Genomic DNA, 24,114 nt, shown 5'->3' on the forward strand with positions numbered 1-24,114 from the left:
ATTAATAAGCGCTTTACTTGGAGCTTCCTGCTCAGCGAGAGGGCGAATTATAGAGACTTGAGCAGGGCCGTCAAGCCCTTGATGACGATTTAATTACAACTTTTCCTCGCCCTCCTCCACAGCCGGCTTGTTACGCTGCTTCCAGCGCCACAATGACATGATCGGACCAGAGAGGGTGTACACCAGAAAGATGGCCCAGAGTACGCGCGAAGGGTCAGATGAGATCACTGCAAAGACCAAGACCACTACCAGGATAGCGAAGAAAGGAACGCGCCCTTTGAAATCCAGATCCTTAAAGCTGTAGTAGCGGAAGTTACTGACCATCAACAACCCGCCCAGCGCAGCCATGATGCCTACCAGCACTGAAATACTGGCGCCATCAACTCCGAAATCGGATAGAGCCCATACCATGCCCGCCACGAGACCAGCACCTGAAGGGCTGGGCAGCCCGGTAAAGTACCTGCCATCGTCATCACCAATGTGCGTATTGAAGCGTGCCAGGCGTAAAGCCGCACCTGCTACATAGATGAAGGCGAACACCCAACCCACCTTGCCCATGTCCGTCAGCGCCCAGCTGAACACCACTACCGCCGGCGCGACCCCGAAGGCGACCATATCCGAGAGACTGTCATATTCAGCTCCAAAAGCGCTCTGGGTATTGGTCAGCCGCGCAACCCGCCCATCCAGGCCGTCGAGCACCATGGCAACGAATACCGCCACTGCGGCATGGGAAAAATTGCCATCCATGGCGCTGACAATGGCATAGAAGCCCGAAAACAGCGCCGCCGTGGTAAACAGGTTGGGCAACAGGTATATGCCCTTATGCCGCACCTTCTTGCCATCCGGACCGTGACTCTCTTCCACATGTTCATCTATGGGCAATAGGGTATGGGATGCGTCCAGATCGGGTTCCGGTCTATTGGATTGCTGCTCTGTCATGACATTACCTTCTCAAGAATACCGAGCTAACCAGTGTGGCAACATGCCGTAGAAATAACCAGTATTCCAAGTTGCATGCATAAAAAAACGCGGCACAGGGCCGCGTTTCTCTTAAAACCTTGAACTAATCAGTTCTTGGCTTTGTCGACGATCTTGTTGGCGGAAATCCACGGCATCATGCCGCGCAACTGCTCACCTACCTGCTCAATCGGGTGTACCGCGTTGTTGCGGCGCGCTGCCGTCATGGACGGATAGTTGTGTGCACCTTCAGCGATGAACATCTTGGCGTACTCGCCGCTTTGAATGCGCTTCAGAGCATTGCGCATGGCTTCGCGGGATTCGGCGTTGATAACCTCGGGGCCAGTCACGTACTCGCCATACTCCGCATTATTGGAGATGGAGTAGTTCATGTTGGCGATGCCGCCCTCGTACATCAGGTCGACGATCAGCTTGAGTTCGTGCAGACACTCGAAGTAGGCCATTTCCGGTGCATAACCTGCTTCGGTCAGAGTCTCGAAACCGGCCTTGACCAGCTCAACCGCACCGCCACACAGAACCGCTTGCTCACCGAACAGGTCGGTTTCGGTCTCGTCCTTGAAGGTAGTCTCGATGATGCCAGTACGGCCACCACCCACGCCGGAGGCGTAAGACAAGGCGACGTTCTTGGCGTTGCCGGACGCATCCTGGAAGATCGCAATCAGATCAGGAATGCCGCCACCCTTGACGAACTCGGAGCGCACAGTGTGGCCAGGCGCCTTGGGGGCAATCATGATCACGTCCAGGTCGCTGCGTGGAACGACCTGGTTGTAATGAATGGCAAAGCCGTGTGCAAAGGCCATGGTGGCACCCTGCTTCAAGTTAGGCTCGATCTCATTCTTGTACAGCTGAGACTGAAATTCATCAGGCGTCAGAATCATGACCACGTCGGCAGCAGCAACCGCAGACGGCACATCGCTGACCTTCAGACCATGAGCTTCGGCCTTGGCGATGGAGCTGGAACCAGGACGCAGACCAACGGTGACATCAACGCCGGAGTCTTTCAGGTTGCAGGCGTGGGCGTGGCCTTGCGAGCCGTAACCGATGATGGCAACTTTCTTGCCCTGGATGATGCTCAGATCACAATCTTTATCATAATAAACGTGCATGAATTTCCCCTGTTTCCTGTGCGGATCACCCGATCCGCAACCAATTAGTTAGATGCTCAGAACTTTTTCGCCACGAGCGATACCGGAAACACCGGTGCGCACCACTTCCAGCACAGAAGTAGGCCCGATCGCTTCGATAAAGCTCTCCAGCTTGTCGGTAGTGCCCGCCAGCTGCACGGTATAGACACTCGCCGAGACGTCGACAATCTGCCCGCGAAAGATGTCGGTAGTGCGTTTGACTTCCGCCCGCTGCGCGCCGGTTGCCTTGATCTTCACCAGCATCAGCTCGCGCTCGATGTGCGGACCTTCCGAAAGGTTGACCAGCTTCACCACCTCAATCAGCTTGTTGAGGTTCTTGGTGATCTGCTCGACTACTTCATCATGGCCGATGGTAGTCAACGTCAGACGCGAAAGAGTCGGGTCCTCGGTTGGCGCCACGGTCAGGGTCTCGATGTTGTAGTTACGCTGCGAAAACAGGCCTACAACCCGGGACAGCGCGCCTGGTTCGTTTTCCAGTAATACGGAAATGATATGTCTCATAGTCAGGTGCGCTCCGTTTTGCTCAGCCACATATCACGCATCGCGCCACCCCGAACCTGCATGGGATAAACGTGTTCACTGGTATCCACGGCAATATCGAGGAATACCAGGCGATCTTTCATGGCAAATGCCTCTTCCATCTTCGGCTTCAGGTCTTTCAGGTCGGTGATACGAATACCGACGTGACCATAGGCCTCGGCAAGACGAACAAAATCAGGCAGCGATTCCATATACGAATGCGAGTAGCGACTGTTGTATTGCATGTCCTGCCACTGACGCACCATACCCAGGGCACCGTTGTTCAGGTTGATGATCTTCACGGGCAGGTCATACTGCAAACAGGTGGACATCTCCTGGATGTTCATCTGGATGCTGCCCTCACCGGTAACACAGGCCACATCAGCCTCCGGGAAATTCATCTTCACCCCCATGGCCGCCGGAAAACCGAAGCCCATGGTGCCCAGGCCACCGGAGTTGATCCAGCGATTAGGCTTGTCGAACGGGTAATACTGCGCAGCAAACATTTGATGCTGGCCCACGTCAGAAGTCACAAAGGCATCGCCCTTGGTGACTTCCCACAGCGTCTCAATAACGTGCTGCGGCTTGATGATGGACCCGTCGCCTGCATCATAGGGGAACAGCTTACCGTCACCGCGCCACTCATCGACCTGCTTCCACCAGGCAGTCTGGCCTTCCTGATCGGGCTGCTGATTGATCTCCTTGAAGATCGCGATCATTTCGCTCAGCACGCTTTCTACCGGACCGACAATCGGAATATCTGCCTTGACCGTCTTGGAGATGGATGCCGGATCGATGTCAACGTGAATGACCTTGGCATTGGGGCAGAATTTGGCAGCATTGTCGCCATTGATCACGCGATCATCAAAGCGCGCGCCAATCGCCAGAATCACGTCGGCATGGTGCATCGCCAGGTTGGCGGTGTAGCTGCCGTGCATACCCAGCATGCCGAGGAACTGGCGATCAGTGCCGGGGTAGGCCCCCAAACCCATCAGCGTACTGGTGATTGGCACATTGAGCGCCCTGACCAGATCGGTCAGTTGGCTTGACGCACCACCTAGGATGACGCCACCACCGGAATAAATGATCGGGCGTTTGGCAGCCAGCATCATCTCCACGGCTTTACGGATCTGGCCAGAATGACCACGCGTGGCAGGATTGTACGAGCGCAGCTTGACCTTCTTCGGATAGCTGTATTCGAACTTGTCCGCAGGATTACCCATATCCTTGGGTATATCGACTACAACCGGACCAGGGCGACCTGTCTGAGCCAAATAGAAGGCTTTCTTGATGATCTCGGGAATATCGCGCGGATCTTTGACCATGAAGCTGTGCTTCACGATAGGGCGAGAGACGCCGACCATGTCGGTTTCCTGGAAAGCATCAGTACCCACAACGTTGCTCGCCACCTGGCCGGAAATGATCACCATGGGGATCGAGTCCATGTAGGCGGTCGCAATACCGGTAATGGTATTGGTGGCGCCTGGGCCCGAGGTCACCAGAACCACGCCAGCCTTGCCGGTAGCCCGCGCATAACCATCAGCCATGTGAGCAGCAGCCTGTTCATGGCGCACCAGAATATGCTCAACATCGTCCTGACGGAAAATCGCATCGTAGATATGCAGAAGGGCACCACCGGGGTACCCGTAGATATATTTAACACCCTCGTCACGCAGTGAGCGGACGACCATCTCAGCGCCGGATAAAAGCTCCACTTTTGAATCACCTCTAGCATGCCACCCACCATAGGAGGGCAGCCGGATACCTGTTTACTGCTCGGCAGCGCAGTGACAACGGTAGTTGCCATGCATCAGCTTGACTACGTGCTTGGAGACTGACTCCTGCTGTTTGGAGCTGCCTCCCCCAGCGCGAGGTAGCGCGTGCGGGTGCCAGGCCAGGAGTTGGCGGGTTTCGCCTCCTGGATTGAGCAACAAAGCCCGCCGCCTCGGTTGCGGGTGAGCACCGATAGCAGCTGGCTTATGAGAACCACGAATTGTTTACACTCAAGACCGACAAGTCAAGCCAAGTTGCACAATTACGCACAGCGGGATGTACCCCTGACAGTGCCTTTGGCTATAGTGAGGGGAGCGGTTCGCCGCCACCGGATCACAACAAGGAAGAAAACAGCATGCGCAAGACGGTAATAGCCATTGCACTGGGCCTGGCCTGCACGCCGCTCATGGCAGAAAAGCTTTACAAGTGGGTCGACGAAAATGGTGTGACTCAATTCAGCCAACAGCCGCCCGTCAGTAGCCAGTATGAGCGCATGAATGTTACCGCGCCCCCCAAGCTGGGCAGCGAAATGGCGCCGGAGCCAGCCGAATCGTCGAGCACAGCCGACGCACCAGATGACAGCCCGGCCACCGCTGCCACGCAGCAGCAAACCAAAGAGCAGCAGGCTCTGCAGGAAGCGCAATGCGCCAAACTGCGTGAAGACCTCACCACTATGGAGAACAATCCGCGCTTGGGCAGAACCAACGCCGCAGGCGAGATGGAGCGCATTGGCGAAGACGAGCGCCAAAGCATGATTGCGAAGGCCCGCGAAGAGCTGGCCACTCACTGCGACTAATGCCTGCCGGATACCTTGGGATTGGCTGGCAGCGCCGCCGCCAGCCGATCTATCTGGGCCACCGCTGATAACAGGCTGTGCCTGCGCCTCCCCAGATGAACAAAAGCCTGTTCTGCCATGGGAAGTAATCGGGGCTTGGCCAGCAACCCCGCTTGCTGATCGAGCACGGCGGCCATGCGTGGAATGAACAGCCATTGCAACCACTGCTCAAACAGCAGCGTATCCACGCAAAAAGGTGCACTGCTGTCGAGCCTTGCGGGTTCAGGCGGGTGTGTGGACCATAAACCCAGGCTACGCAGCTCGCTCTCAAGGTCTTTCAAGGCAGCGGCCAATCCCGGCCCGACGCCTTCGCTCAAGACGAGACTTTGGCGCGCTGCCGGGCTTGCTCGGCGCCTGTGCTGTCGCCCTGCTGTTCTCGCGCCTGGGCTACCAGCTCCCACAACCCTGCCTGCAATTCCGGGCGGCCCGAAGCGTAGCTCAAACCGCGGCGAGCCAACTGCTCGGCCTGTGCTGCGTCGCCCTGACCAAGCCGCACTTGAGCCAGTCGGTAGAGTACCTGCGGCTCGCGGGGCGCGATGCGCATTGCCCGCTCCAGACTGGCATTGGCGCCGTTCAGATCGCCGTTGCTCTCCTGCTGCCGCGCAGTGGTAAGCAGCGCCAGCACCGGACCATCAAGCTGTTCATCTCCTTGCAGCACGCTGCTGCCCACATTCGAGCCCAGACTGCCATTCCCGCTGCTAGGCACCGAGGACACTCCCGAGCCTGTCTGCAGCGCAGGCTGGGAATCCAGCGGATAGGATTCAACCTGGCTGGAGCCGCCCTCGGCATTGGGCACCATAACCACCACACCACTGTCCCGTGGCGCGCTGGTTACCGGCGTGGCCGGCGTCACCCGGCCTGCGCCGGTTTGCATGTCTTCATTGGACACCGGGCGGCCGTTGTCTACCACCGGAATGGCGCCACCTGAGCCGGCGCAACCCGCCAAAAGCGCCAATACGGCCGCCAGCGGTGCGATTTGTCTGATCCCCATTTTGCCTCATCCTCTCGTTACGGCGGCTCGTGTTTCAAGCCTGATCGCGGCAGTGTACGCAGTGCGGCTCAACGCAGCCAGCCACGAATGGTATCCAGCACCTTGTTGGCACCATCCTGTAGCGCCTCGGTATCTATTACCGGGCGGCAGCCGGGTCCAGGCAATGGCTCAAAACCTTGACGGAACGGCATTTCCAGGCTGCCTTCACAGGAAGGGTCACTGCCCAGGCCTGTGGCCGGATCGGCCCAAGCCTTGACGATGCCGCCAGGCGGCACGGCCGACAGGCTTTGCGGATGGGCTTCCCCCATGAACGCAGCCCAGACCTGCAGCGCACCCGTCGCGCCGGTAAGACGAGTGCGACCGTTGTCATCCCGGCCCACCCAGGCCACTGCCACCAGATCGTCCGAGAACCCGGCAAACCAGCTATCGCGCAGATCATTGGTAGTACCGGTCTTGCCAGCCAAGCGCACACTGGAAGGTACCCGATTATAGGCCGAGCGCCCGGTGCCTTCCGTCATGACGTGCGACATGGCTTCCTGGGTCAGGAAAATGCTAGCGGAATCGAAGCGCTGACGCACCTCAAACGGGTAACGCTTGAGCGGTTCGCCCTGTGCGGTAAGCACGTTGCGAATCGAACGCAGCGGCGTATTGAAGCCGCCGTTGGCCAAGGTCTGATACATATCGCTGACCTGCATCGGCGTCATCGCACCAGAGCCCAGCAGCATGGAGGGATACGCCGGCCAGTCGTGCTCTACACCCAGACGACGCACGGTATCGAGCACTTTCTCGACTCCCACATCCATACCCAGGCGCACCGCTGCCTGGTTGTAGGACTTGGCCAACGCCAGATACAGCGGAACCAGGCCGTGACTTTCCCGGCCGTAGTTCTGCGGCGACCAGGTCTTGCCGGGTTCCGCGGGAAGCTCAATAGGGGCATCGTCAATGGGCGTGACCAGTGAATAACGTTCGGCCTGCTCCAACGCGGTCAAGTAGATCGCCGGCTTGATCAGCGAACCTATCGGCCGAGAGGCATCGAGCGCGCGGTTGAAGCCGGAGAACCTCGGATCGCTGCCCCCCACTACCGCCAGCACCTCACCAGTCTGCGCTCCCGACACCACCATCGCCGACTCCAGCGGCACATTCTCTTGCGCCGGCCCAAGCCGTTTCAGGGTAGTTTTCACCGCCTCTTCAGCCTTGTGCTGCAGCAAGGGGTCTAGACTGGTAAAGATACGCAGCCCTTCACTGGTCAAATCCTCGTCGCGGTAATCGGCACGCAACTGACGCTTGACCAGGTCCATGAACGCCGGATAGCTGGTATCGGCCATGCTTCCGCCAGCCGAGACATCAAGCGGCTTGTTTTTCGCCTGCACCGCTTGCTCCGCACTGATCATGCCCTGCTCAGCCATCAGATCGATGACCAGATTGCGGCGCGTGGTCGCGCGCTCCGGGTTGCGGCGCGGATTGTAATAGGAAGCACCCTTGACCATACCCACCAACAGCGCCACCTGATGCAGCTGCAGCTCCTGCAAAGGCTGGGCGAAATAGTACTGACTGGCCAGACCAAACCCGTGAATGGCGCGACTGCCATCCTGGCCCAGAAAGACCTCATTGAGATAGGCCTCAAGAATCTCTTCCTTGGAGTAATGCACCTCCAGCAACACCGCCATCATGGCTTCAAGCCCTTTGCGGATGATGTTGCGGTCGCTGTTCAGGTAGAAATTTTTCACCAGTTGCTGCGTGAGCGTACTCCCACCCTGGCGCAGGCTGCCAGAGGTCATATTGACGTACATCGCGCGGGCAATACCCTTGGGTGAAACGCCAAAATGCTGGAAGAACTCGCGATCCTCCACCGCCACCAGTGAGTCGACAAGGTAGGGCGGCGCCTGATCCAGGCGCACCAGAATGCGATCTTCATTGTGCGCAGGATAGATACCACCGATCATCATCGGCTCCAGCCGCGCCATCACCAGGCTGGCTGAACCACCAATGCTGGCGACCTGATTGCCGTTGAAACGTACGCTCACCCGCTGAGCCGGCTCGGTGCCCTCGAAGAATTGAAAGCCGCGCGTGTAGACATCAATCTGGCTACCGCTGACAGCCATCTGACCCGGGCCGCTGATCGAGTTCACCGGACGGTAGCCCAATGCCTTGAGCTCAGTAAGAAAGTCGTCACGATCAAGATGCTGGCCGGCATAAAGCTCGAGCGGGCGGGCGAACACCTTGGCTGGCACCGACCAGCGTTTACCGGAAAATTTCTCCTGCACTATGGCGTCCAGATACATCGCCAGTGCCGCCAGTAGAACCAGACCAACCAGGCCCAGTTTCAACACCCACCCACCCAGGCGCTGCTTCATGCTCGTTTTCTTTGATCGCGCCTTGCGTTTCTTAGCCATATTGCCCTGCTTTCTCTTACATCCGTTGAGACTGTTAGCACACTAACAGCCTGTCGCCATGGTTGGCCTCAGACCAGCCAACCCGCATAATGTTCTCATTGCCAGCCCCAGCAAGGAAACTCCGTGAGCCAAACCCTGTTAAAAGCCCTGCAAAATCCCGCGCTCTACGATCACCCGGTGAGTGACTTCACCCTGATGGAAACTCACATTTCCTGGGTGCTCCTGACCGGCGACTATGTTTACAAAATCAAGAAGCCGGTCAACTTCGGCTTCCTTGATTATTCCACGCTCGAGCAGCGCAAGCATTTCTGCAACGAAGAGGTTCGTCTCAACCAGCGCCTTGCCCCCAGCCTGTACCTTGGCGTAGTGCCCGTGCGCGGCAGTATCGAAGAACCCAGCCTGGAAGGCGATGGGCCAGTTATCGAGTATCTGGTAAAAACCCGCCAGTTCCGTCAGCAGGACCTGCTGGGCAACATGCAGCGCGAGGGTCGGCTGGAAAACAGGCACATCGACGAGCTGGCCACCACCCTGGCGGATTTTCATGCCCGCATAGATCACGCCACGCTGGCGATGCCCTATGGTAATCCAGATCAGGTGCATATGCCGGTGGCGCAGAACTTCGAGCAGATACGCCCCTTCCTCAGTGCCGCCGATGATATCGCGCAGCTCGACCAACTGGAGCAGTGGGCCAATACTACCTTCCAGCGCCTGACGCCCCAACTGGCAGAACGCAAAACCGCCGGTCTGGTTCGCGAGTGCCATGGTGACATCTATCTCGACAATGTCACCCTGGTTGACGGACAAGTGACCCTGTTTGACTGCATTGAGTTCAACGAGGCCTTTCGCTGGACTGATGTAATGGCCGATGTCGGCTTCATGGCGATGGATCTCGAGGACCGCGGCCTGCACGGCCTGGCTCAGCGCTTCGTCAGCGTGTATATGGAGAGTTCGGGCGACTACGAAGGCTTGGCAGTACTCAACTACTACAAGGCCTACCGCGCCATGGTGCGCGCCAAGGTCGCGTTGTTTGGGCTGAGTGATGACTGCAGCGAAGAACAGCGGCAACAGGTCATGCAACGCTACCGCAGTTATACCAACCTGGCTGAGCACTATACCGAGGTACCAGCGCGCTTTGGCTTGCTCACCTTTGGTCTTTCAGGCACAGGCAAGAGCACCCTCGCGCAACATCTGGTGGGCGAGCTTGGCGCCATTCGCATACGCTCGGACCGTGAGCGCAAGCGCTTGTTCGGCAGCGACGACGCCCAGACCGCAAACGCCGGACTCTACTCCCCTGAACGTAGCGCCAAAACCTATGACCGCCTGGCCAGCCTAGCCAGCCTGATACTTGGTTGCGGCTTCCCGGTCATTGTTGACGCCACCCACCTCAAACGTGCCCAACGCCAGCAGATGCGCGATGCCATCGAGCTGCAGTGCGCTCCGTGCCTGATACTGCATTGCGACGTGCCCTTGGCGACCGTAGCGCAATGGATAGAACAGCGTCGCGCTCAGGGCAGCGACCCCTCTGACGCCACCTTGCAGATCGTCGAGCAACAACAGCAACAGCTAGAGCCGCTGGACGATCAGGAGCAGCAGCTCAGTCTATCCGTGGACACCTCCAGCGAAGCCAGCATGCTGGCACTCTCCGAGCAGCTGAAAAAGCGGTTATAGCCCGCACCAGAGCGCGGCTGTACGGATTCAACAGAGGAATCTACACTGGTATCGGGATACCAATAAAAAGAAGCCCGATACCATGCTGCAAACTGATTATTGCTTGGCGATCACGTCTGGCACCAGCACCGGCTCGCCTTCGCTCACTGCCATCTTCGTTTCTTGCTATTCAGCAACGCGGGGTGAGCATGAGCCAGGATGAGTTACTCAGGCTGCGCAATCTGGGCAAGACCTCTGCCCAGTGGCTGCACGCCACCGGCATTCACAACCTCGACCAGTTGCGCCAGTTGGGCCCCGTAGGCGCCTACAGCGCCGTACGTGCACGTGGATTCAATGCCTCCAAGGCTCTCATGTTTTCCATTGCCGGCGCCCTGCAGGATGTTCACTGGAACGATCTGGACCCGGATTACAAAGCGCAGCTGTTGCACCAACTGCGCGAGCGGTCACCACCTTGACCTGCACGAAATCGGCGCGCCGTTTCCGCGACGCACCTCACAAGGCCAGCGCAAAGCGGTTGTCAGCTCAGGGCTGAGGCTTTTATGTTGACGAGCAGAGGGGACCCTGCAGTAATGTATGTCTGGCGCTGCAGCCCAGCCGGCATCTGCCACCTCGGTGCACAGCCACGCTCCGGCAGATCAGGACCCAATTAAAAGGAATTCAGTTATGTACCTTATAGGTGACCAGCCCCCCTACGCTGAGAAGCTCATCAACACTCTGCAGCGCATTCCCGAACAGCTCCTGCAAGGACTGGACCCTTGCGACGCGCCGATCGAGCTGGATGCCGTCGAGGACCTGTACCAGCATATCGGTCATAACCGCCTGTATCTGCTGAAAAGCGGTCTTCTGCACGCGCTGATTGACGACAAGCCGTTGTTCTATATTCAGGAAGGCGACCTCATCGGTCTGCGCCAGGGGCTCAATACCGCGCCCTGCAGCTATATGAGCGAAGAACCCCTCACGCTGATCCCCTACGACCGAGAGGCCCTGTTCAAGCACATTCACGGCAATAGCCAACGGCAGGAGCAGTTCACCCAATACATTCTTGGCCAGGCCGCACTGATGTCGGATGCCCTGGCCCATAGCAAACAGCCTGAAGTGCGACCGGTCACCGGCTTCCAGCACTTCGCGCCCGGTGCCGAGCTGATTCGCCAGGGTGAAGAGGCAGACCATGTCTTTATCATCACCGAAGGTCATGCTGAAGCCTTCGTAGAAGGCATCAAGGTCGGTGATGTACAGAAGGACGAGATCTTTGGTGCCATGGCGCTGTTCACTCGCGAGAAGCGTTCAGCGACGGTGATTGCCAGCGCGCCCACCACAGTGATGATGATTCCCAAGGAGCAGTTCCTCGCGCTGATGCAGAGCAACCCGCGTATTGCACATAGCCTGATCGAAAGCATGGCGCGCCGCATCGACCTGATGAACAAGGAACTGACACACTACAAACAACTCAACGGAAAATAATTCTCATTTACACTTGACGCATGAATGATATGCGTTATCATTAGCAGCAAGTCATCGCGAGATGGCTTTGATAACAGATTGTCGCGAGACAAACGGTTATCTCCTCATCAGGCTAATCACGGATTTCGCCCGCTCAATGAGCGGGCATTTTTTTGCCTGGCGTTCAGGCCCAGCTTTTGAGTGGCAAAAAAAAACGCCGCGGCCCGGCCGGGCAACGGCGTTTTTCTTCAAGCCAAGCCATCAGGCTTCGGGTTCACGCACCTCCGGCGGCTGCGCTTCATACCAGCCACCGCCCAGCGCCTTGTACAGATTGACCTCACTAATCAGTTGGCTGAGCCGATCGGTAACCGCCCCCTGACGCGCCTCGAAGAGCTGACGCTGCGCGTCCAGCACCGTCAGGTAGCTATCGATCCCGGTGCGATAGCGGCGATCGGCCAGGCGATAGTAGTCCTCGCTGGTTTCCAGCAACGCGCGTTGGGCATTCACCTGCTCGATGTAGGTCTCGCGCGCGACAAGGCCATCGGCTACTTCCTGAAAAGCGGTCTGGATAGCACCCTCGTACTGCGCCACCTGCTGATTCTTAATGATCTCGGCGTAATCGAGGCTGGCCTTGAGCGCACCGGCCCGGAAGATCGGCACGCTGATGCTCGGAGTAAAGCTCCAGTATTCAGAGCCACTGCCGAATAGCCCATCCAGATCGCTGCTGGCAGTACCACCGGCGCCGGTCAGACTGATACTCGGGAAGAAGGCCGCCTTGGCCGCACCAATGCTGGCATTGACCGCGCGCAACTGATATTCGGCCTGCAGAATATCAGGTCGCTGATAAAGCACTTCGGACGGCAACCCTACCGGCAACTCGGCCAGCAATTGTTGATTCAGCGACGCACTCTGCGCCGGGAGCTGCGGTGCCGCCTGCCCCAACAGCGCGGTCAGCGCATTGCGATCCTGGGCGACAAAACGTCGATACTGCGCCAACCTGACCCGCGCGGTCTCAACCGCGGTACGCGCCTGAGATAGCTCCAGCGATGACGCCACCCCGACTTCGAAACTGCGGTTGGTAAGCGCCAGGCTTTCCTCGTAGGTATCCAGTGTCTCCCTGGTCACCTCCAGTAGCGCCTGATCTGCCTGCCAGGTGAAATAGGTGCTGGCTACGTTGGCTACCAGGCTGATCTGTACGCCGCGCCGCGCCTCATCACTGGCAAGAAACTCCTGCAGGGCCTGTTCGCGCAAGCTGGCGATACGGCCAAACAGATCCAGCTCCCAGGACACCCCTACCGTGGCCGAGTATTGGCTGGTAATGCTGCTCTCACCGCTGTTGCTCAGATCCGCCGGCATGCGCATGCGACTGCCGTTGCCGTTGAGATCAAGCTGCGGGTACACCTCGGCTCGCTGAATTCCGTACAAGGCACGGTTGGCCTCTACAGTCAGAGCCGCCACGCGCAGGTCGCGATTATTCTCCAGCGCCACCGCGATTAGCCGCTGCAACTCCGGATCCTTGAAAAAGCTCTGCCAGCCGATCAGTACGGTGCCACTGGCAGATGCTTGATCGCCGGTTTCCCAGGCGGAGGGCACCGGCGCTGCGGGGCGCTGATAATCGGGAATCAAAGAGCAACCACTCAGGGCAGCCATCACCGCCAGGCTTAATAGACAGCGCTTCACTGTTGCTCCTCCTTTACGTCCGTCGCGGGCTTGTCTTTGCCCTTGAACAGATTGGTAATCAGTACGTAGAACAGCGGCACCCAGAAAATTGCCAGCACGGTAGCCGTGAGCATACCGCCAATCACCCCGGTACCGATGGCGTGGGAGCTACCGGCGCCAGCGCCGGTGGCCAGCGCCAGAGGCACCACACCGAGCGTAAAGGCCAACGAGGTCATGACGATCGGACGCAAACGCAGCCGACAGGCTTCTACCGCCGCATCAAAGATGCTCATGCCCTCTTCATGCAGATCCTTGGCGAACTCCACGATCAGGATCGCGTTCTTCGCCGTCAGACCGATAGTGGTAAGCAAGCCCACCTGGAAGAATACGTCGTTCGACAGCCCACGCCCCAGAGTCGCCATCAGCGCACCTATGACCCCAAGCGGTACTACCAGCATCACCGCCAGCGGAATGGACCAACTTTCATAGAGTGCAGCCAGGCAAAGGAACACCACAATCAGCGACAGTGCATAGAGCGCCGGGGCCTGATCGCCGGACAGGCGCTCTTCATAGGACAAGCCGGTCCAGGATACGCCCACGCCCTTGGGCAGCTTCTGCGCCATGCTCTCCACTTCCGCCATGGCATCACCGGTACTGTAGCCCGGTGCTGGCTCACCCATGATTTCCATCGCCGAGACGCCGTTATAGCGTGACAGCTTCGGCGAGCCATAAACCCACTCACCCGAGGCGAAAGCGCTGAAGGGCACCATCTCACCGGCGTCATTGCGCACAAACCATTTCTGCAAATCTTCCGGATTCATCCGCGCTTCGGCTTCACCCTGTAGATACACCTTTTTCACCCGGCCGCGATCAATGAAGTCGTTCACGTAGCTCGAGCCCCAGGCAATCGATAATGTCTGATTCACATCGCTCAGCGACAGGCCCAATGCGCGTGCCTTTTCATCATCGACCAGCAACTGGTACTGCGGTTGATCATCCAGGCCGTTGGGCCGCACGTTGGCCAATACTTCACTTTGCTGCGCCATTCCCAGGAACTGGTTACGGGCACTGAGCAACACGTCGTGCCCGACGCCGGAATTGTCCTGTAGATAGAAGTTGAAACCGGTCGCCGTTCCCAACTCCATTACCGCCGGCGGTGCAAAGGCAAAGACCATGGCATCACGAAAACCGGCGAAATGCTGCTGCGCCCGCTGTGCCAGCGAGAACACATCCTCCCCATCCCCGGTACGCTCTTCCCAGGGGTGCAGGCCGATAAACGCCAGACCCGCGTTCTGGCCCCGGCCAGCAAAGTTGAAACCGGTAACCGTAAATACCGAGTTGACCGTGTCGGTTTCTTCCTCAAGCAGGTAGGTACGCATGGCGTCTACGGTCTGCTGAGTGCGCTCGGCAGTCGACCCTACCGGTGTCTGTACCTGCGCAAAAAGCACACCCTGGTCCTCGTCCGGCAGGAAGGCCGCAGGCAAGCGGGTGAACAGGAAGATCATCAGACCGACGATCAGCAGATAGAGAATCAGATAGGGTGCCTTGCGAGTGAGAATCCCGGCCACGCCCTTCTCATAGCGGTGAATGCCGCGATCGAAGGTACGGTTGAACCAGCCGAAGAAACCACGCTTCTCGTGCGTATGCCCCTTGGGGATCGGTTTTAGGATGGTCGCGCAGAGTGCCGGCGTGAAGATCAATGCAACCAGCACAGAGAGTCCCATGGCCGAAGCAATGGTAATCGAGAACTGTCGGTAGATTACCCCGGTGGACCCGCCGAAAAACGCCATCGGCAGGAACACCGCCGACAGCACCAGCCCGATCCCGACCAGCGCACCCTGAATCTGCCCCATGGATTTGCGTGTCGCTTCCAGCGGCGACAGGCCTTCCTCGGCCATCACCCGCTCCACGTTCTCGACCACCACGATGGCATCGTCCACCAGCAGACCGATCGCCAACACCATGGCGAACATGGTCAGAATATTGATACTGAAACCAAAAGCCGACAGCATGCCAAAGGTACCCAGCAAGACCACCGGCACCGCCAGCGTGGGTATCAAGGTAGCGCGAAAATTCTGCAGGAACAGATACATCACCAGGAAGACCAGAACTATGGCTTCGAACAAGGTGTGCACTACCCCCAGAATCGATTCTGCCACCACCGGCGTGGTGTCGTAGGGATACACGACTTCCATGCCTTCCGGGAAGAACGGCTCCAGATTCGCAATGGTGGCGCGAATCGCCTTGCCGGTCTCCAGCGCGTTGGCGCCGGTCGCCAACTTGATCGCCATGCCCGAAGCGGCCTTGCCGTTATACAGTGCCGAAATACTCGCGTCCTGTGCCCCCAGCTCGACCTTGGCTACGTCCTCCAGGCGTACCTGCGATCCATCGCTTTGTACCTTGAGCAGAATCTTGCGGAACTCCTCCGGCTTCTGCAGTCGGGTTTTGCCCAGAATGGTGGCATTAAGTTGCTGGCCCGGCACCGCCGGCAAACCGCCGAACTGGCCCGCCGACACCTGCACGTTCTGCGCCTGAATGGCCGCGCTGACGTCCATGGGGGTCAGATTGAAATTGTTCAGCTTGGCCGGATCCAGCCAGATACGCATGGCGTACTGCGCGCCGAAAACCTGAAAGTCACCCACGCCAGCTGTCCGCGAGATAGGATCCTGAATATTCGAGACGATATAGTCGGACAGGTCATCGCGGTTCATGCTGCCGTCCTGCGAGACCACGCCAATAACCAACAGGAAGTTGCGTACCGCCTTGGTTACCCGAATACCCTGTTGCTGCACTTCCTGCGGCAACAAGGGCGTCGCCAGCTGCAGCTTGTTCTGCACCTGCACTTGCGCGATATCAGGGTCGGTGCCCTGCTCAAAGGTTACGGTGATCGACATGCTGCCGTCGGAGTTGCTCTCCGAGGAAATGTAGCGCAGGCCGTCGATACCGTTCATTTGCTGTTCGATAACCTGCACCACGGTGTCCTGTACCGTCTGCGCCGAGGCGCCCGGATAGGCCACGGAGATCCCCACCGCCGGCGGCGCGATACTCGGATACTGGTTGATCGGCAGCTTGAGCAACGACAGGCCACCAACCAGCATGATGACCAGCGCCACTACCCAGGCGAAGATCGGGCGATCGATAAAGAAACGTGACATGAACGATTACCCTTCCTGGTTGGCGGCTGCAGCATCGTCACTCGGGGCCGAAGCGCCCGGCTTGGCCGCATCGGAAACATTGGTAGCGGGTTTGACATTCACTTCCACCCCCGGCTGCACAAATTGCAGTCCCTCGGTGATCAGGCGGTCGCCGTCGTTTAGACCAGAGCTGATCAGCCAGCGATTGCCCACAGTGCGCTCGGTTTTCACCTCGCGGACTTCCACTTTATTCTCGGCGTTTACCACCATGGCGGTGGCGGTGCCGCGCGGCGTACGGGTAATGCCCTGCTGCGGCGCCAGAATGGCATCGCTCTTGGCCCCGGCGATCAGTTGGGCGTGCACGAACATGCCCGGCAACAGCATTTCGTCCGGGTTGGGGAAAACCGCCCGCAACGTCACCGAGCCGGTACCCGAATCGACCGAAACTTCAGAGAATTCCAGCTTGCCGTCGAGCGGATAGACGCTGCCATCTTCCAGCTGCAGGGTCACTTTGGCGGCATTGTCGCCACTGCGTTCCAGTCGGCCGGCTTCGAGATCGCGACGCAGGTTCAGCATGTCGCGAGCTGGCTGGGTAACATCTACGTAGATAGGATCCAGTTGCTGGATGGTGGCCAGCTCCTGAGCCTGGCCATTGCTGACCAAGGCTCCTTCACTGACCGCCGAGCGCCCGATCCGGCCGGAAATCGGCGCCAGCACCTTGGTGTAGCGCACGTTGATGCGCGCCTGTTCCAGCGCGGCCTGAGCCTGCAGGCTGCTGGAGCGAGCCTCATCAAATTCCTGCTGGCTGACCGCGCGTTCCTTGACCAGAATGCCGTAACGCTCTGACAGCGAACGGCTCGCCAGGGCACTGGCTTCAGCGCTTTTCAGCGTGGCCTGATAAACGTCGTCGTCAATCTGATACAGCTGCTGTCCTGCTTCCACCTCGGCGCCTTCTTCGAACAGGCGCTTTTCGATAATGCCGTTTACCTGCGGACGCACTTCGGCGATACGGTAGGCGGCGGTGCGTCCCGGCAGTTCGGTAGTCAACAGAAAGCGTTCGGCCTCCAGAGTAACCACACCCACCTGCGGCGGCCCCTGCTGGGCGCCCTGGCCTTGACCCTCGGCCTGGTTCTGATCCTGGCAAGCGCCAATAAACAAAGTGGTAGCTAACAACGGAATCAGTGCAGCGTGAGCTGGCTTGATCGGCATGGGGAACCCTCGTGAAGGCAGAAATATTTGATCTTTTACCGAAACACTCGCTCAGCACTCAGCGAGAGACAGCAACAATGGCGCATAATATACTTACATTCATGAATGTTTGTAAGACCTTTTAGGCATCAGTTAACATTAGCTCACAAACTCCACTTCCGTGGATCACGATCACTCGCACAACACTGGAAACACATGGTCAGACGCACCAAAGAAGAAGCCTTTGAAACCCGCCAGCGCATCATTGATGCGGCGGAGCAATGCTTCCATGAAAAAGGCGTTTCTCGCGCCTCTCTGACCGACATAGCACAGGCTGCCGGCGTTACTCGCGGTGCCATTTATTGGCATTTCCAGGACAAGGCCGACTTGCTGGACGCGCTGTTTCAGCGCATCAACATGCCGCTTGAGGCGCTCAGCGAAGCTACCCGCAATCCGGACGAGAGCCACCCCCTGGAGCTGTTCCGTGAGCTGCTTACCGAAGTGTTTCGTCGAGTCGATGCGGATCCCGCTGCCCGCAGGGTAAACGAAATCATCTTTCTGAAATGTGAATACACCGATGAGCCCTGCGGCCCCAAGAAACACCTGCAGGCCATGCGCCAGGAGCATGACAATCACATCCTTACCACGTTGCGGCTGGCCATGGCCCGCGGTGAGCTGCCGGCCGATCTGGATCTGGAGCTTGCCTTGTTGTGTGTGCACAGCCTCATTATCGGCGTGATCAACCAGTGGCTGATGGTGCCCACCCGGCTGAGCTTGAGAGATCGCGCTGGCGATGTAGCCGCTGCCGTTCTCGATATGCTCAGACTGAGCCCGAGCATGCGCACCAGCCAGACGCAGCGCTAGCTCTTGTCCCAGGCTGCGCAGTAATCCTGCTCCGGTGCTGCCGGCGTAAGCCATACAAAATCAGCCTGTCGCGCATCGGGCAAAGCACTTTGACCGGTCTCTTGCAGCAATACTACCGTGGGCAACGGCCCCCAATTCGAGCGCCAATGCAGCGGCGCCCCAAGGTCACGTCGCGCGTGATAGCTGCCCGCCAACAACAACGCCGGCGTCGGCGCCTCCGCCAATAGCCGCGCCATCTGTTCATCACGCCCCTGTTGAATTGCCAGCATGGCCGGTAGCCGCTCGGCCGCCAATTTGCCGCAGTGACTCTCGCGCAGCACCCGTTTCAACTCTCTCAGCGCCGGGGCCGGGTAACGGGTGCTGACCGGCGGTGGTCGCTGGTAACGGTGCCGTAGCTGAGCAGGTGCCAGATCCGCCGCCAACAGGCGTTGCGGTTGCGCCAATCCCCAGTGCACCAAGGGGCCGTATAGCGTCCAGTCCCAGCCAGGTTGCCAATCGAGTTGCTGCCGCAGTCGGGTGGCTGGCGGCAACGGCTTGTGCTGCAGAGCGTTTATTGCGGCCTGCTGACCCGGCTGCAGCATTTCCATCAACAAGGCTCCTTGCGGGCGCATTGCCTGCAATTGCTGCAGCAACCAGAGCTGCAGGCGATGGTGGTCGGGATTGTCGTGCTTTTCGCCGATCACCACATAAGGGCTGCGGGCCAGCAGACCAGGCAGATGGGCCGCATCCAGCCAGTGTTGCGCGCGGGTATCCCAAACGCGCCCGGGGTCGAGGGCAGCACCAGGCGAGTCGGCCCGGTCAACTGGCAACTCCGCGGCACCCAATGCCGCAGCAAAACCGACCAGCAATAGCCACAACAGGGTTTTCATCAACACCTCAGATTATGATGAGGGGGGTATTTTGCAGCGGATGCCTTTCTACCCGGGCTTGCACGCCGAAAACGCTGGCTATGCGTTCGGCACTGAGCACCTGCCATGGCCCGCCCAACGCCTCGATTCGGCCCTGGTGTAGAAGTAGCAAGCGATCGGCGTAACGCGCCGCCAGGTTCAGATCATGCAGCACGACCATTACCGCCACGCCGCGTGCGGCCATAGCGCGCGCCTGCTGCAATATCAGCTGCTGGTGAGCCAGATCCAGTGAAGCTGTCGGCTCATCCAGCAGCAGGCAACCCTGTTCACCCACGTCCCATATCTGCGCCAGCACCCGCGCCAGATGCACGCGCTGACGCTCACCGCCGGACAGTGTCAGATAGCTGCGCTTCGACAGCTGCATGACATCGGTGGCCGCCATCGCCTGCTCGACTATCCAACGGTCCTGCTGCAACCCGGTCGCGTGCGGCAAGCGTCCCATATCGACCACCTCCGCCACACTGAACGGAAATGCCAGCGAGGAGCTTTGTGGCAACACTGCCATCATCCGCGCCCGCTGTTGCGCTGGCCATTGGCTCAACGGCCGACCCGACAACTCGATGTTGCCGCTATGCGGTGTCAGCTCTCCAGTCAAACTGGCCAGCAGCGTACTCTTTCCAGCGCCGTTGGTGCCCAGAACAGCGAGCACTTCGCCTGCCTTCAGCGCAAAGGTAATCCCCTGCAGCACCAGGCGTGCGCCACGCGAACAGGACAGCTCTTCCACCCGCAGCATCAGATGCCTCCACGGCGTTGGGCACGCATCAGCAGAGACAGGAAAAAGGGCGCCCCGAGCAAGGCGGTAATTATGCCCAGTGGCAGCTCAGCCGGCGACACCACCAGCCGAGCACCCACATCCGCCAGCACCAGCAGCCCGGCACCCAGCAACATGGAGGCTGGCAGTACACGCCGATGATCAGCCCCTAGCAACAGCCGCACCAAATGCGGCACCACCAGGCCGACAAAGCCAATCAGCCCCGCTACCGCAACGCAGGCGCCTACCCCCAAAGCAGTGAGCAGCACCAGCTCACGCTTTACCCGCTCGACCTCTATGCCCAGGTGCCGCGCCTCCGACTCGCCGAGCAACAATGCATTTAACGCCTTGGCCTGCCGTGGCAAACGCCACCATACCAGCGCACAACAAAGCGCCAGCACCATCACACGTTGATAGCTGGCACCGCCCAGGGTACCCATATTCCAGAAGGTCAGGGTACGCAGCGTGGCGTCGTCGGCGAGGTAGCTCAGCAGGCCGATGACCGCGCCGCTGATAGCGGCAATCGCGATACCGGCCAACAACATACTGGCCACCGAGGTGCCCTGCACCGACTGACCCAGCCGATACACCAACCAGGTGGTGGCCACACCGCCGACAAAAGCACCTGTCACCGTGGCGTAAGGCAGCAGCAACGGCGGCAACCCGGAGAACAGGACGCCACCCAGGACGATGCTGAGCGCAGCCCCCAATGCCGCGCCGCTGGATACACCAATCAGTCCGGGGTCCGCCAAAGGATTGCGAAACAACCCCTGCATGGCTGCGCCGGTCAGTGCCAGCGTGGCACCGACCAGCACGCCCATGAGCGTGCGCGGCAAGCGAATATGTTCAATGATCAACACGTGGTCAGCCGGCAGCTCAGCACTGGAAAACCAGCGTACCAGCACTCGCAGAGTATCACCCAGCGGAATGGAAACGGGCCCCAGGGCCAGCGACAGCAGCACCGACACCAGTAGCAGCGCAAGCAGCAAGACTATCACCAGAGGTTTGAAGCGGTAGGCCGCAACCATCCATTTTCCTTAAAGTCAGTGGGCAACAGCGCCCGGCGATGCCGCAGCTCGGCGTAGCTGGCCTAACGTATCGACAATATGCGGACTGAAGCCTCCCACCAACAGGGCGCCCTCAATGCCGATAACCTGATTGGATTGCGCGGCCGGGGTAGCCTCCAGCGCGGGCTGCAGCGCCAGAAGCCCCTGCTTTCCACCGGCAGTGTCCAGGCTTTGGGTGGTCGTTATCAACCAATGCGGTCGCAACTGGAGCAGGCCTTCGGCGGAGAGGCTGCGATATTGACCGAACTGGACGGCTAGCGGATTGTACATGCCTCCCAGCTGGATGAGGCTATCACCTGCCGTGTCCGCGCCAGCAACCAGCAGACTGCCGGCACTGTGGCTAAGCAGGAACAAGGCGCGGGGTCGCTGCGCAGGAATCCCGGGCAGCGCCAGCACCTGTTGCTCAATGCGGCTGATCAGTTGTTCGGCGCCTGCGCTTTGCGCAAACCGGCTACCAATCTGCCGAATATTCGCATACAGCGTCGGCAGGTCCGCCCTGGCGCTGAGTTCTATCACCTCCACCCCCGCCTCGCGCAGCTGGGCCAATACCTGTGGCGGCCCCATTTCTTCCGAGCCCAGAAGGACATCGGGCCGTAGCGACAAGATTCCTTCAGCGCTGAGCTGCCGCTGATAGCCGATGTTCGGCAAGGTATCACCTACCGTCGGCATACTGGTGCTATCAACTCCAACCAACAGCGGTTGCAGTTCCAGTTCCTGCACCAGCGCGGTGACACTGGCCCCGGCGGAGACCAGGCGCAGCGGCTCTGCCAGCGCAGCGCACGACAGCAACAAGCAGAAGGACAACACAGAGAAATGCTTCAGAATCGGATTGCTCCATCAATCAAATAAACCGAGCTGCTCGGCTGATTACCGCTTCGGCTGCCCAGTCACGCCAGCAACGCCAGGCAATCCACAGCACCAAACTCAGATGGCGCTGAGCGCATCGACCTGCTCGCGCCAGACGGCATCCTCCGGCTGACTAGGCTTGCGCGCATCGGTCACCTGCATTATCAGATCGCCCTGGGCGTCGTACGCCTGCAGTGAGCTCAGCATGCCGTCAGCCGAGGGCTTGCGAACACGCCAGAGCTGCTCGATTGCGCTTTCCCGCAGATGCAGGCTGAAGCCGGGATCCAGCACGTTGAACCACTCGCCCAAGCGCTGCAACCGTTGCACGGGGCCCGTGTACGGCTGCAGGCAGGCATGATTGCCCACCTCCAAAGTGATACCCAGCGCCGCGCTTGCCGCCCGCTCCAGCGCTGGCGCCAGCGCTGATACCGGCACACGCTGGGCCCATTGCGCGCCAGCCAGACGCAGCGCCTGAATTGTCTTCACACGGTGTCGCGCAAGCAACGCCATGAAATCGTCGCTGTCTTGCAACTGCGCCCAGTCCTTGCGCAACACCGCCTGCTGCACCTGCGCATCGGCAAGTTCAGCCTCGCGGGCGGCTGCAGGTGCAATGGTCAGCGGCTCCATGCTGTCTTCCTGCAACTCGGCACATAGGTCAAGCCACGCCGGGGTATTACTGGTCTCGGTCAGGTAGATCTTGTGCACGGCCCGGCCCTGCAGGTCGAAGATCTGCAGGCTATGCCGCACGCGGGCATCGCTCAACTCTTCGGTCACGGCAAACAGGCTGGCCCATTGGCACAGGCGTAGCCGCAGGTCAATTTCATCATTCATCACCAGGGCTGTGCGACCGCTGCCGTCGACAGCAATATTTCCGTAGCCGCCGCAACGCTCATGTATGCAGTGCTCGTTGCGGGTCAGCGCCATCACCTTTCCCAGCGCCGGCACGGCGTACAACAGCGCCTGCCAATCGCTGCGCAGCCGCCGCACGCCGCGACCAAGGGAAGCATAAAGCAACTCGGCCTCGCTGACATTGAGCTGCGCCGCACCCTCGCGAAGCCGCAGGGCGGGCTGCTGGGCGCGCAGTCGCTGCCAGGCTCCGAGCAAGTCGATCCCGGCAAACACCGGATGAATCCGTTGCCCCATCATATCCATATCCTCTGTTGGTCGCCGACGGCAGGGGTACTGACAAGCTTGCGCTCCCGTCCAAGCTGCCTGGATGCCGCGCCGGGCAATCCTGCTTGCAGCTTCTCGACCGGCGCTGTCACTGCGGCAGGCTGATTCGGTAGCGGGCCGGGCACCCAGTCGCTACAGACATACAGCCACAGCCCATGGGCAACGATAGAAGCACCCAACACGCACCACCAGAGTACCGAGCCACCGCGCCTTGCGCTCTTCATTGCTACCTCCGAGCCAAATATAAATAAGAATCATTTGCATTGAAGGGAGATTATATGCCATCTCCACTGCTTTACAAGCCTGGTGGCAAAGTGGGGCTCGCAGGGCACTCAGGAGGCTATTGTTGAGAATTGAGGGTTACAGTCGAAGGGCGGTGAGACTGGCCAAGTGAAAAAACCGCGGTGATAATCGGCGCATGACTGATGACAAGCTCGCGCCTACCCTCCTTTGCCACCTGAGTGAGCTGCCACTGCTCGGCAGCAAGGGGTTCACGCTTCAGGGCAAGGCGCTGTTCGCCGTGCGCCAGGGCGAGCGGGTGTTTGTCTACGAGAACCGCTGTCCGCATCGGGGAGTACCGCTGGAATGGGTAGCAGATCAGTTTCTCGACAGCTCCGGGCGGCTGATTCAATGTGCCACCCACGGAGCGCTTTTCCTACCGGAATCCGGCGAATGCGTCGCCGGGCCCTGCGTGGGGCAGTCGCTACGCCAGTTGCCCTGCCGTGTCAGCGGCGACCAGTTGTGGCTGGACTGAACCTGACTGCGATCAAGCTCGCATCCCG

At 59.4% G+C, this 24,114-nt stretch carries 21 protein-coding genes; 6 read left to right on the forward strand and 15 right to left on the reverse strand.

Going from position 1 to position 24,114, the window contains the following annotated elements; all coding sequences use genetic code 11:
• Window positions 1–93: 93 nt before the first annotated feature.
• From pssA to V7756_RS15600, 4 genes are all read right to left on the reverse strand, one after another.
• Window positions 94–939, reverse strand: a complete 846-nt coding sequence (gene pssA, locus V7756_RS15585) for a CDP-diacylglycerol--serine O-phosphatidyltransferase (RefSeq protein ID WP_335611119.1) — start codon at window positions 937–939, stop codon at window positions 94–96.
• 128 nt (window positions 940–1,067) lie between these two features.
• Window positions 1,068–2,084 (reverse strand): ketol-acid reductoisomerase, encoded by a 1,017-nt coding sequence (gene ilvC, locus V7756_RS15590; RefSeq protein ID WP_335611120.1) that lies wholly within the window; start codon window positions 2,082–2,084, stop codon window positions 1,068–1,070.
• 48 nt (window positions 2,085–2,132) lie between these two features.
• On the reverse strand, window positions 2,133–2,624 hold the full coding sequence (gene ilvN, locus V7756_RS15595; protein WP_335611121.1) for an acetolactate synthase small subunit: 492 nt from the start codon (window positions 2,622–2,624) through the stop codon (window positions 2,133–2,135).
• Between the two features lie 2 nt (window positions 2,625–2,626).
• A complete protein-coding gene (locus tag V7756_RS15600) occupies window positions 2,627–4,357 on the reverse strand; it encodes an acetolactate synthase 3 large subunit (RefSeq protein WP_335611122.1) in 1,731 nt (576 codons plus the stop codon).
• Between the two features lie 413 nt (window positions 4,358–4,770).
• On the opposite strand from V7756_RS15600, the gene V7756_RS15605 reads away from it, so the two are divergent.
• A complete protein-coding gene (locus V7756_RS15605; RefSeq protein WP_335611123.1) occupies window positions 4,771–5,211 on the forward strand; it encodes a DUF4124 domain-containing protein in 441 nt (146 codons plus the stop codon).
• Here V7756_RS15605 and V7756_RS15610 read toward each other — a convergent pair.
• The 3 genes from V7756_RS15610 to mrcB form a co-directional block, all read right to left on the reverse strand.
• Window positions 5,208–5,531 carry a YqcC family protein gene (locus tag V7756_RS15610; protein WP_335611124.1) on the reverse strand — a complete coding sequence of 108 codons (324 nt, stop codon included), beginning with the start codon at window positions 5,529–5,531 and terminating at the stop codon, window positions 5,208–5,210. The genes V7756_RS15605 and V7756_RS15610 overlap by 4 nt on opposite strands.
• Before the next feature lie 32 nt (window positions 5,532–5,563).
• Window positions 5,564–6,235 carry a tetratricopeptide repeat protein gene (locus V7756_RS15615; RefSeq protein WP_335611181.1) on the reverse strand — a complete coding sequence of 224 codons (672 nt, stop codon included), beginning with the start codon at window positions 6,233–6,235 and terminating at the stop codon, window positions 5,564–5,566.
• Between the two features lie 74 nt (window positions 6,236–6,309).
• Window positions 6,310–8,634: a penicillin-binding protein 1B gene (mrcB, locus tag V7756_RS15620; protein ID WP_335611125.1), complete on the reverse strand. Its 2,325-nt coding sequence runs from the start codon at window positions 8,632–8,634 to the stop codon at window positions 6,310–6,312.
• Window positions 8,635–8,757: 123 nt separating this feature from the next.
• Here mrcB and V7756_RS15625 point away from each other — a divergent pair, with 123 nt between their 5' ends.
• The 3 genes from V7756_RS15625 to V7756_RS15635 all read left to right on the forward strand — a co-directional run bounded on the left by V7756_RS15625 (window position 8,758) and on the right by V7756_RS15635 (window position 11,763).
• On the forward strand, window positions 8,758–10,302 hold the full coding sequence (locus V7756_RS15625) for a bifunctional aminoglycoside phosphotransferase/ATP-binding protein (RefSeq protein WP_335611126.1): 1,545 nt from the start codon (window positions 8,758–8,760) through the stop codon (window positions 10,300–10,302).
• A gap of 188 nt (window positions 10,303–10,490) precedes the next feature.
• Complete coding sequence (locus tag V7756_RS15630; RefSeq protein WP_335611127.1) at window positions 10,491–10,757, forward strand: TfoX/Sxy family protein; 267 nt, start codon at window positions 10,491–10,493, stop codon at window positions 10,755–10,757.
• Window positions 10,758–10,965: 208 nt separating this feature from the next.
• Window positions 10,966–11,763 (forward strand): cyclic nucleotide-binding domain-containing protein, encoded by a 798-nt coding sequence (locus V7756_RS15635; RefSeq protein WP_335611128.1) that lies wholly within the window; start codon window positions 10,966–10,968, stop codon window positions 11,761–11,763.
• A 240-nt stretch (window positions 11,764–12,003) separates the two neighbouring features.
• Here V7756_RS15635 and V7756_RS15640 read toward each other — a convergent pair whose 3' ends face one another.
• The 3 genes from V7756_RS15640 to V7756_RS15650 are packed head-to-tail and all read right to left on the reverse strand — an operon-like array spanning window position 12,004 to window position 17,744.
• A complete protein-coding gene (locus V7756_RS15640; protein WP_335611129.1) occupies window positions 12,004–13,422 on the reverse strand; it encodes an efflux transporter outer membrane subunit in 1,419 nt (472 codons plus the stop codon).
• Complete coding sequence (locus V7756_RS15645) at window positions 13,419–16,556, reverse strand: efflux RND transporter permease subunit (protein WP_335611130.1); 3,138 nt, start codon at window positions 16,554–16,556, stop codon at window positions 13,419–13,421. The genes V7756_RS15640 and V7756_RS15645 overlap by 4 nt, the downstream gene beginning before the upstream one ends.
• A 6-nt stretch (window positions 16,557–16,562) precedes the next feature.
• Window positions 16,563–17,744, reverse strand: coding sequence for an efflux RND transporter periplasmic adaptor subunit (locus V7756_RS15650; protein ID WP_335611131.1), 1,182 nt, complete (start codon window positions 17,742–17,744; stop codon window positions 16,563–16,565).
• A 195-nt stretch (window positions 17,745–17,939) separates the two neighbouring features.
• On the opposite strand from V7756_RS15650, the gene V7756_RS15655 reads away from it, so the two are divergent.
• Window positions 17,940–18,587, forward strand: a complete 648-nt coding sequence (locus V7756_RS15655) for a TetR family transcriptional regulator (RefSeq protein ID WP_335611132.1) — start codon at window positions 17,940–17,942, stop codon at window positions 18,585–18,587.
• Here the strand turns inward: V7756_RS15655 and V7756_RS15660 are convergent.
• The 5 genes from V7756_RS15660 to V7756_RS15680 form a co-directional block, all read right to left on the reverse strand.
• On the reverse strand, window positions 18,584–19,456 hold the full coding sequence (locus tag V7756_RS15660; RefSeq protein WP_335611133.1) for a ChaN family lipoprotein: 873 nt from the start codon (window positions 19,454–19,456) through the stop codon (window positions 18,584–18,586). The two genes, V7756_RS15655 and V7756_RS15660, sit on opposite strands and share 4 nt — an antisense overlap.
• Window positions 19,457–19,463: 7 nt before the next feature.
• Window positions 19,464–20,228 carry a heme ABC transporter ATP-binding protein gene (locus tag V7756_RS15665; protein WP_335611134.1) on the reverse strand — a complete coding sequence of 255 codons (765 nt, stop codon included), beginning with the start codon at window positions 20,226–20,228 and terminating at the stop codon, window positions 19,464–19,466.
• Window positions 20,228–21,274, reverse strand: coding sequence for a FecCD family ABC transporter permease (locus tag V7756_RS15670; protein ID WP_335611135.1), 1,047 nt, complete (start codon window positions 21,272–21,274; stop codon window positions 20,228–20,230). Before V7756_RS15670 ends, V7756_RS15665 begins: the two co-directional genes overlap by 1 nt.
• A gap of 15 nt (window positions 21,275–21,289) precedes the next feature.
• Window positions 21,290–22,120: a heme/hemin ABC transporter substrate-binding protein gene (locus V7756_RS15675; RefSeq protein ID WP_335611136.1), complete on the reverse strand. Its 831-nt coding sequence runs from the start codon at window positions 22,118–22,120 to the stop codon at window positions 21,290–21,292.
• Window positions 22,121–22,237: 117 nt separating this feature from the next.
• Window positions 22,238–23,305, reverse strand: coding sequence for a hemin-degrading factor (locus V7756_RS15680; RefSeq protein ID WP_335611137.1), 1,068 nt, complete (start codon window positions 23,303–23,305; stop codon window positions 22,238–22,240).
• A gap of 445 nt (window positions 23,306–23,750) precedes the next feature.
• On the opposite strand from V7756_RS15680, the gene V7756_RS15685 reads away from it, so the two are divergent.
• Window positions 23,751–24,086 (forward strand): Rieske (2Fe-2S) protein, encoded by a 336-nt coding sequence (locus V7756_RS15685; protein WP_335611138.1) that lies wholly within the window; start codon window positions 23,751–23,753, stop codon window positions 24,084–24,086.
• The last annotated feature ends 28 nt before the right edge of the window (window positions 24,087–24,114 follow it).

The sequence above is a fragment of the Halopseudomonas sp. genome (assembly GCF_036961105.1).
Lineage (GTDB): Bacteria > Pseudomonadota > Gammaproteobacteria > Pseudomonadales > Pseudomonadaceae > Halopseudomonas.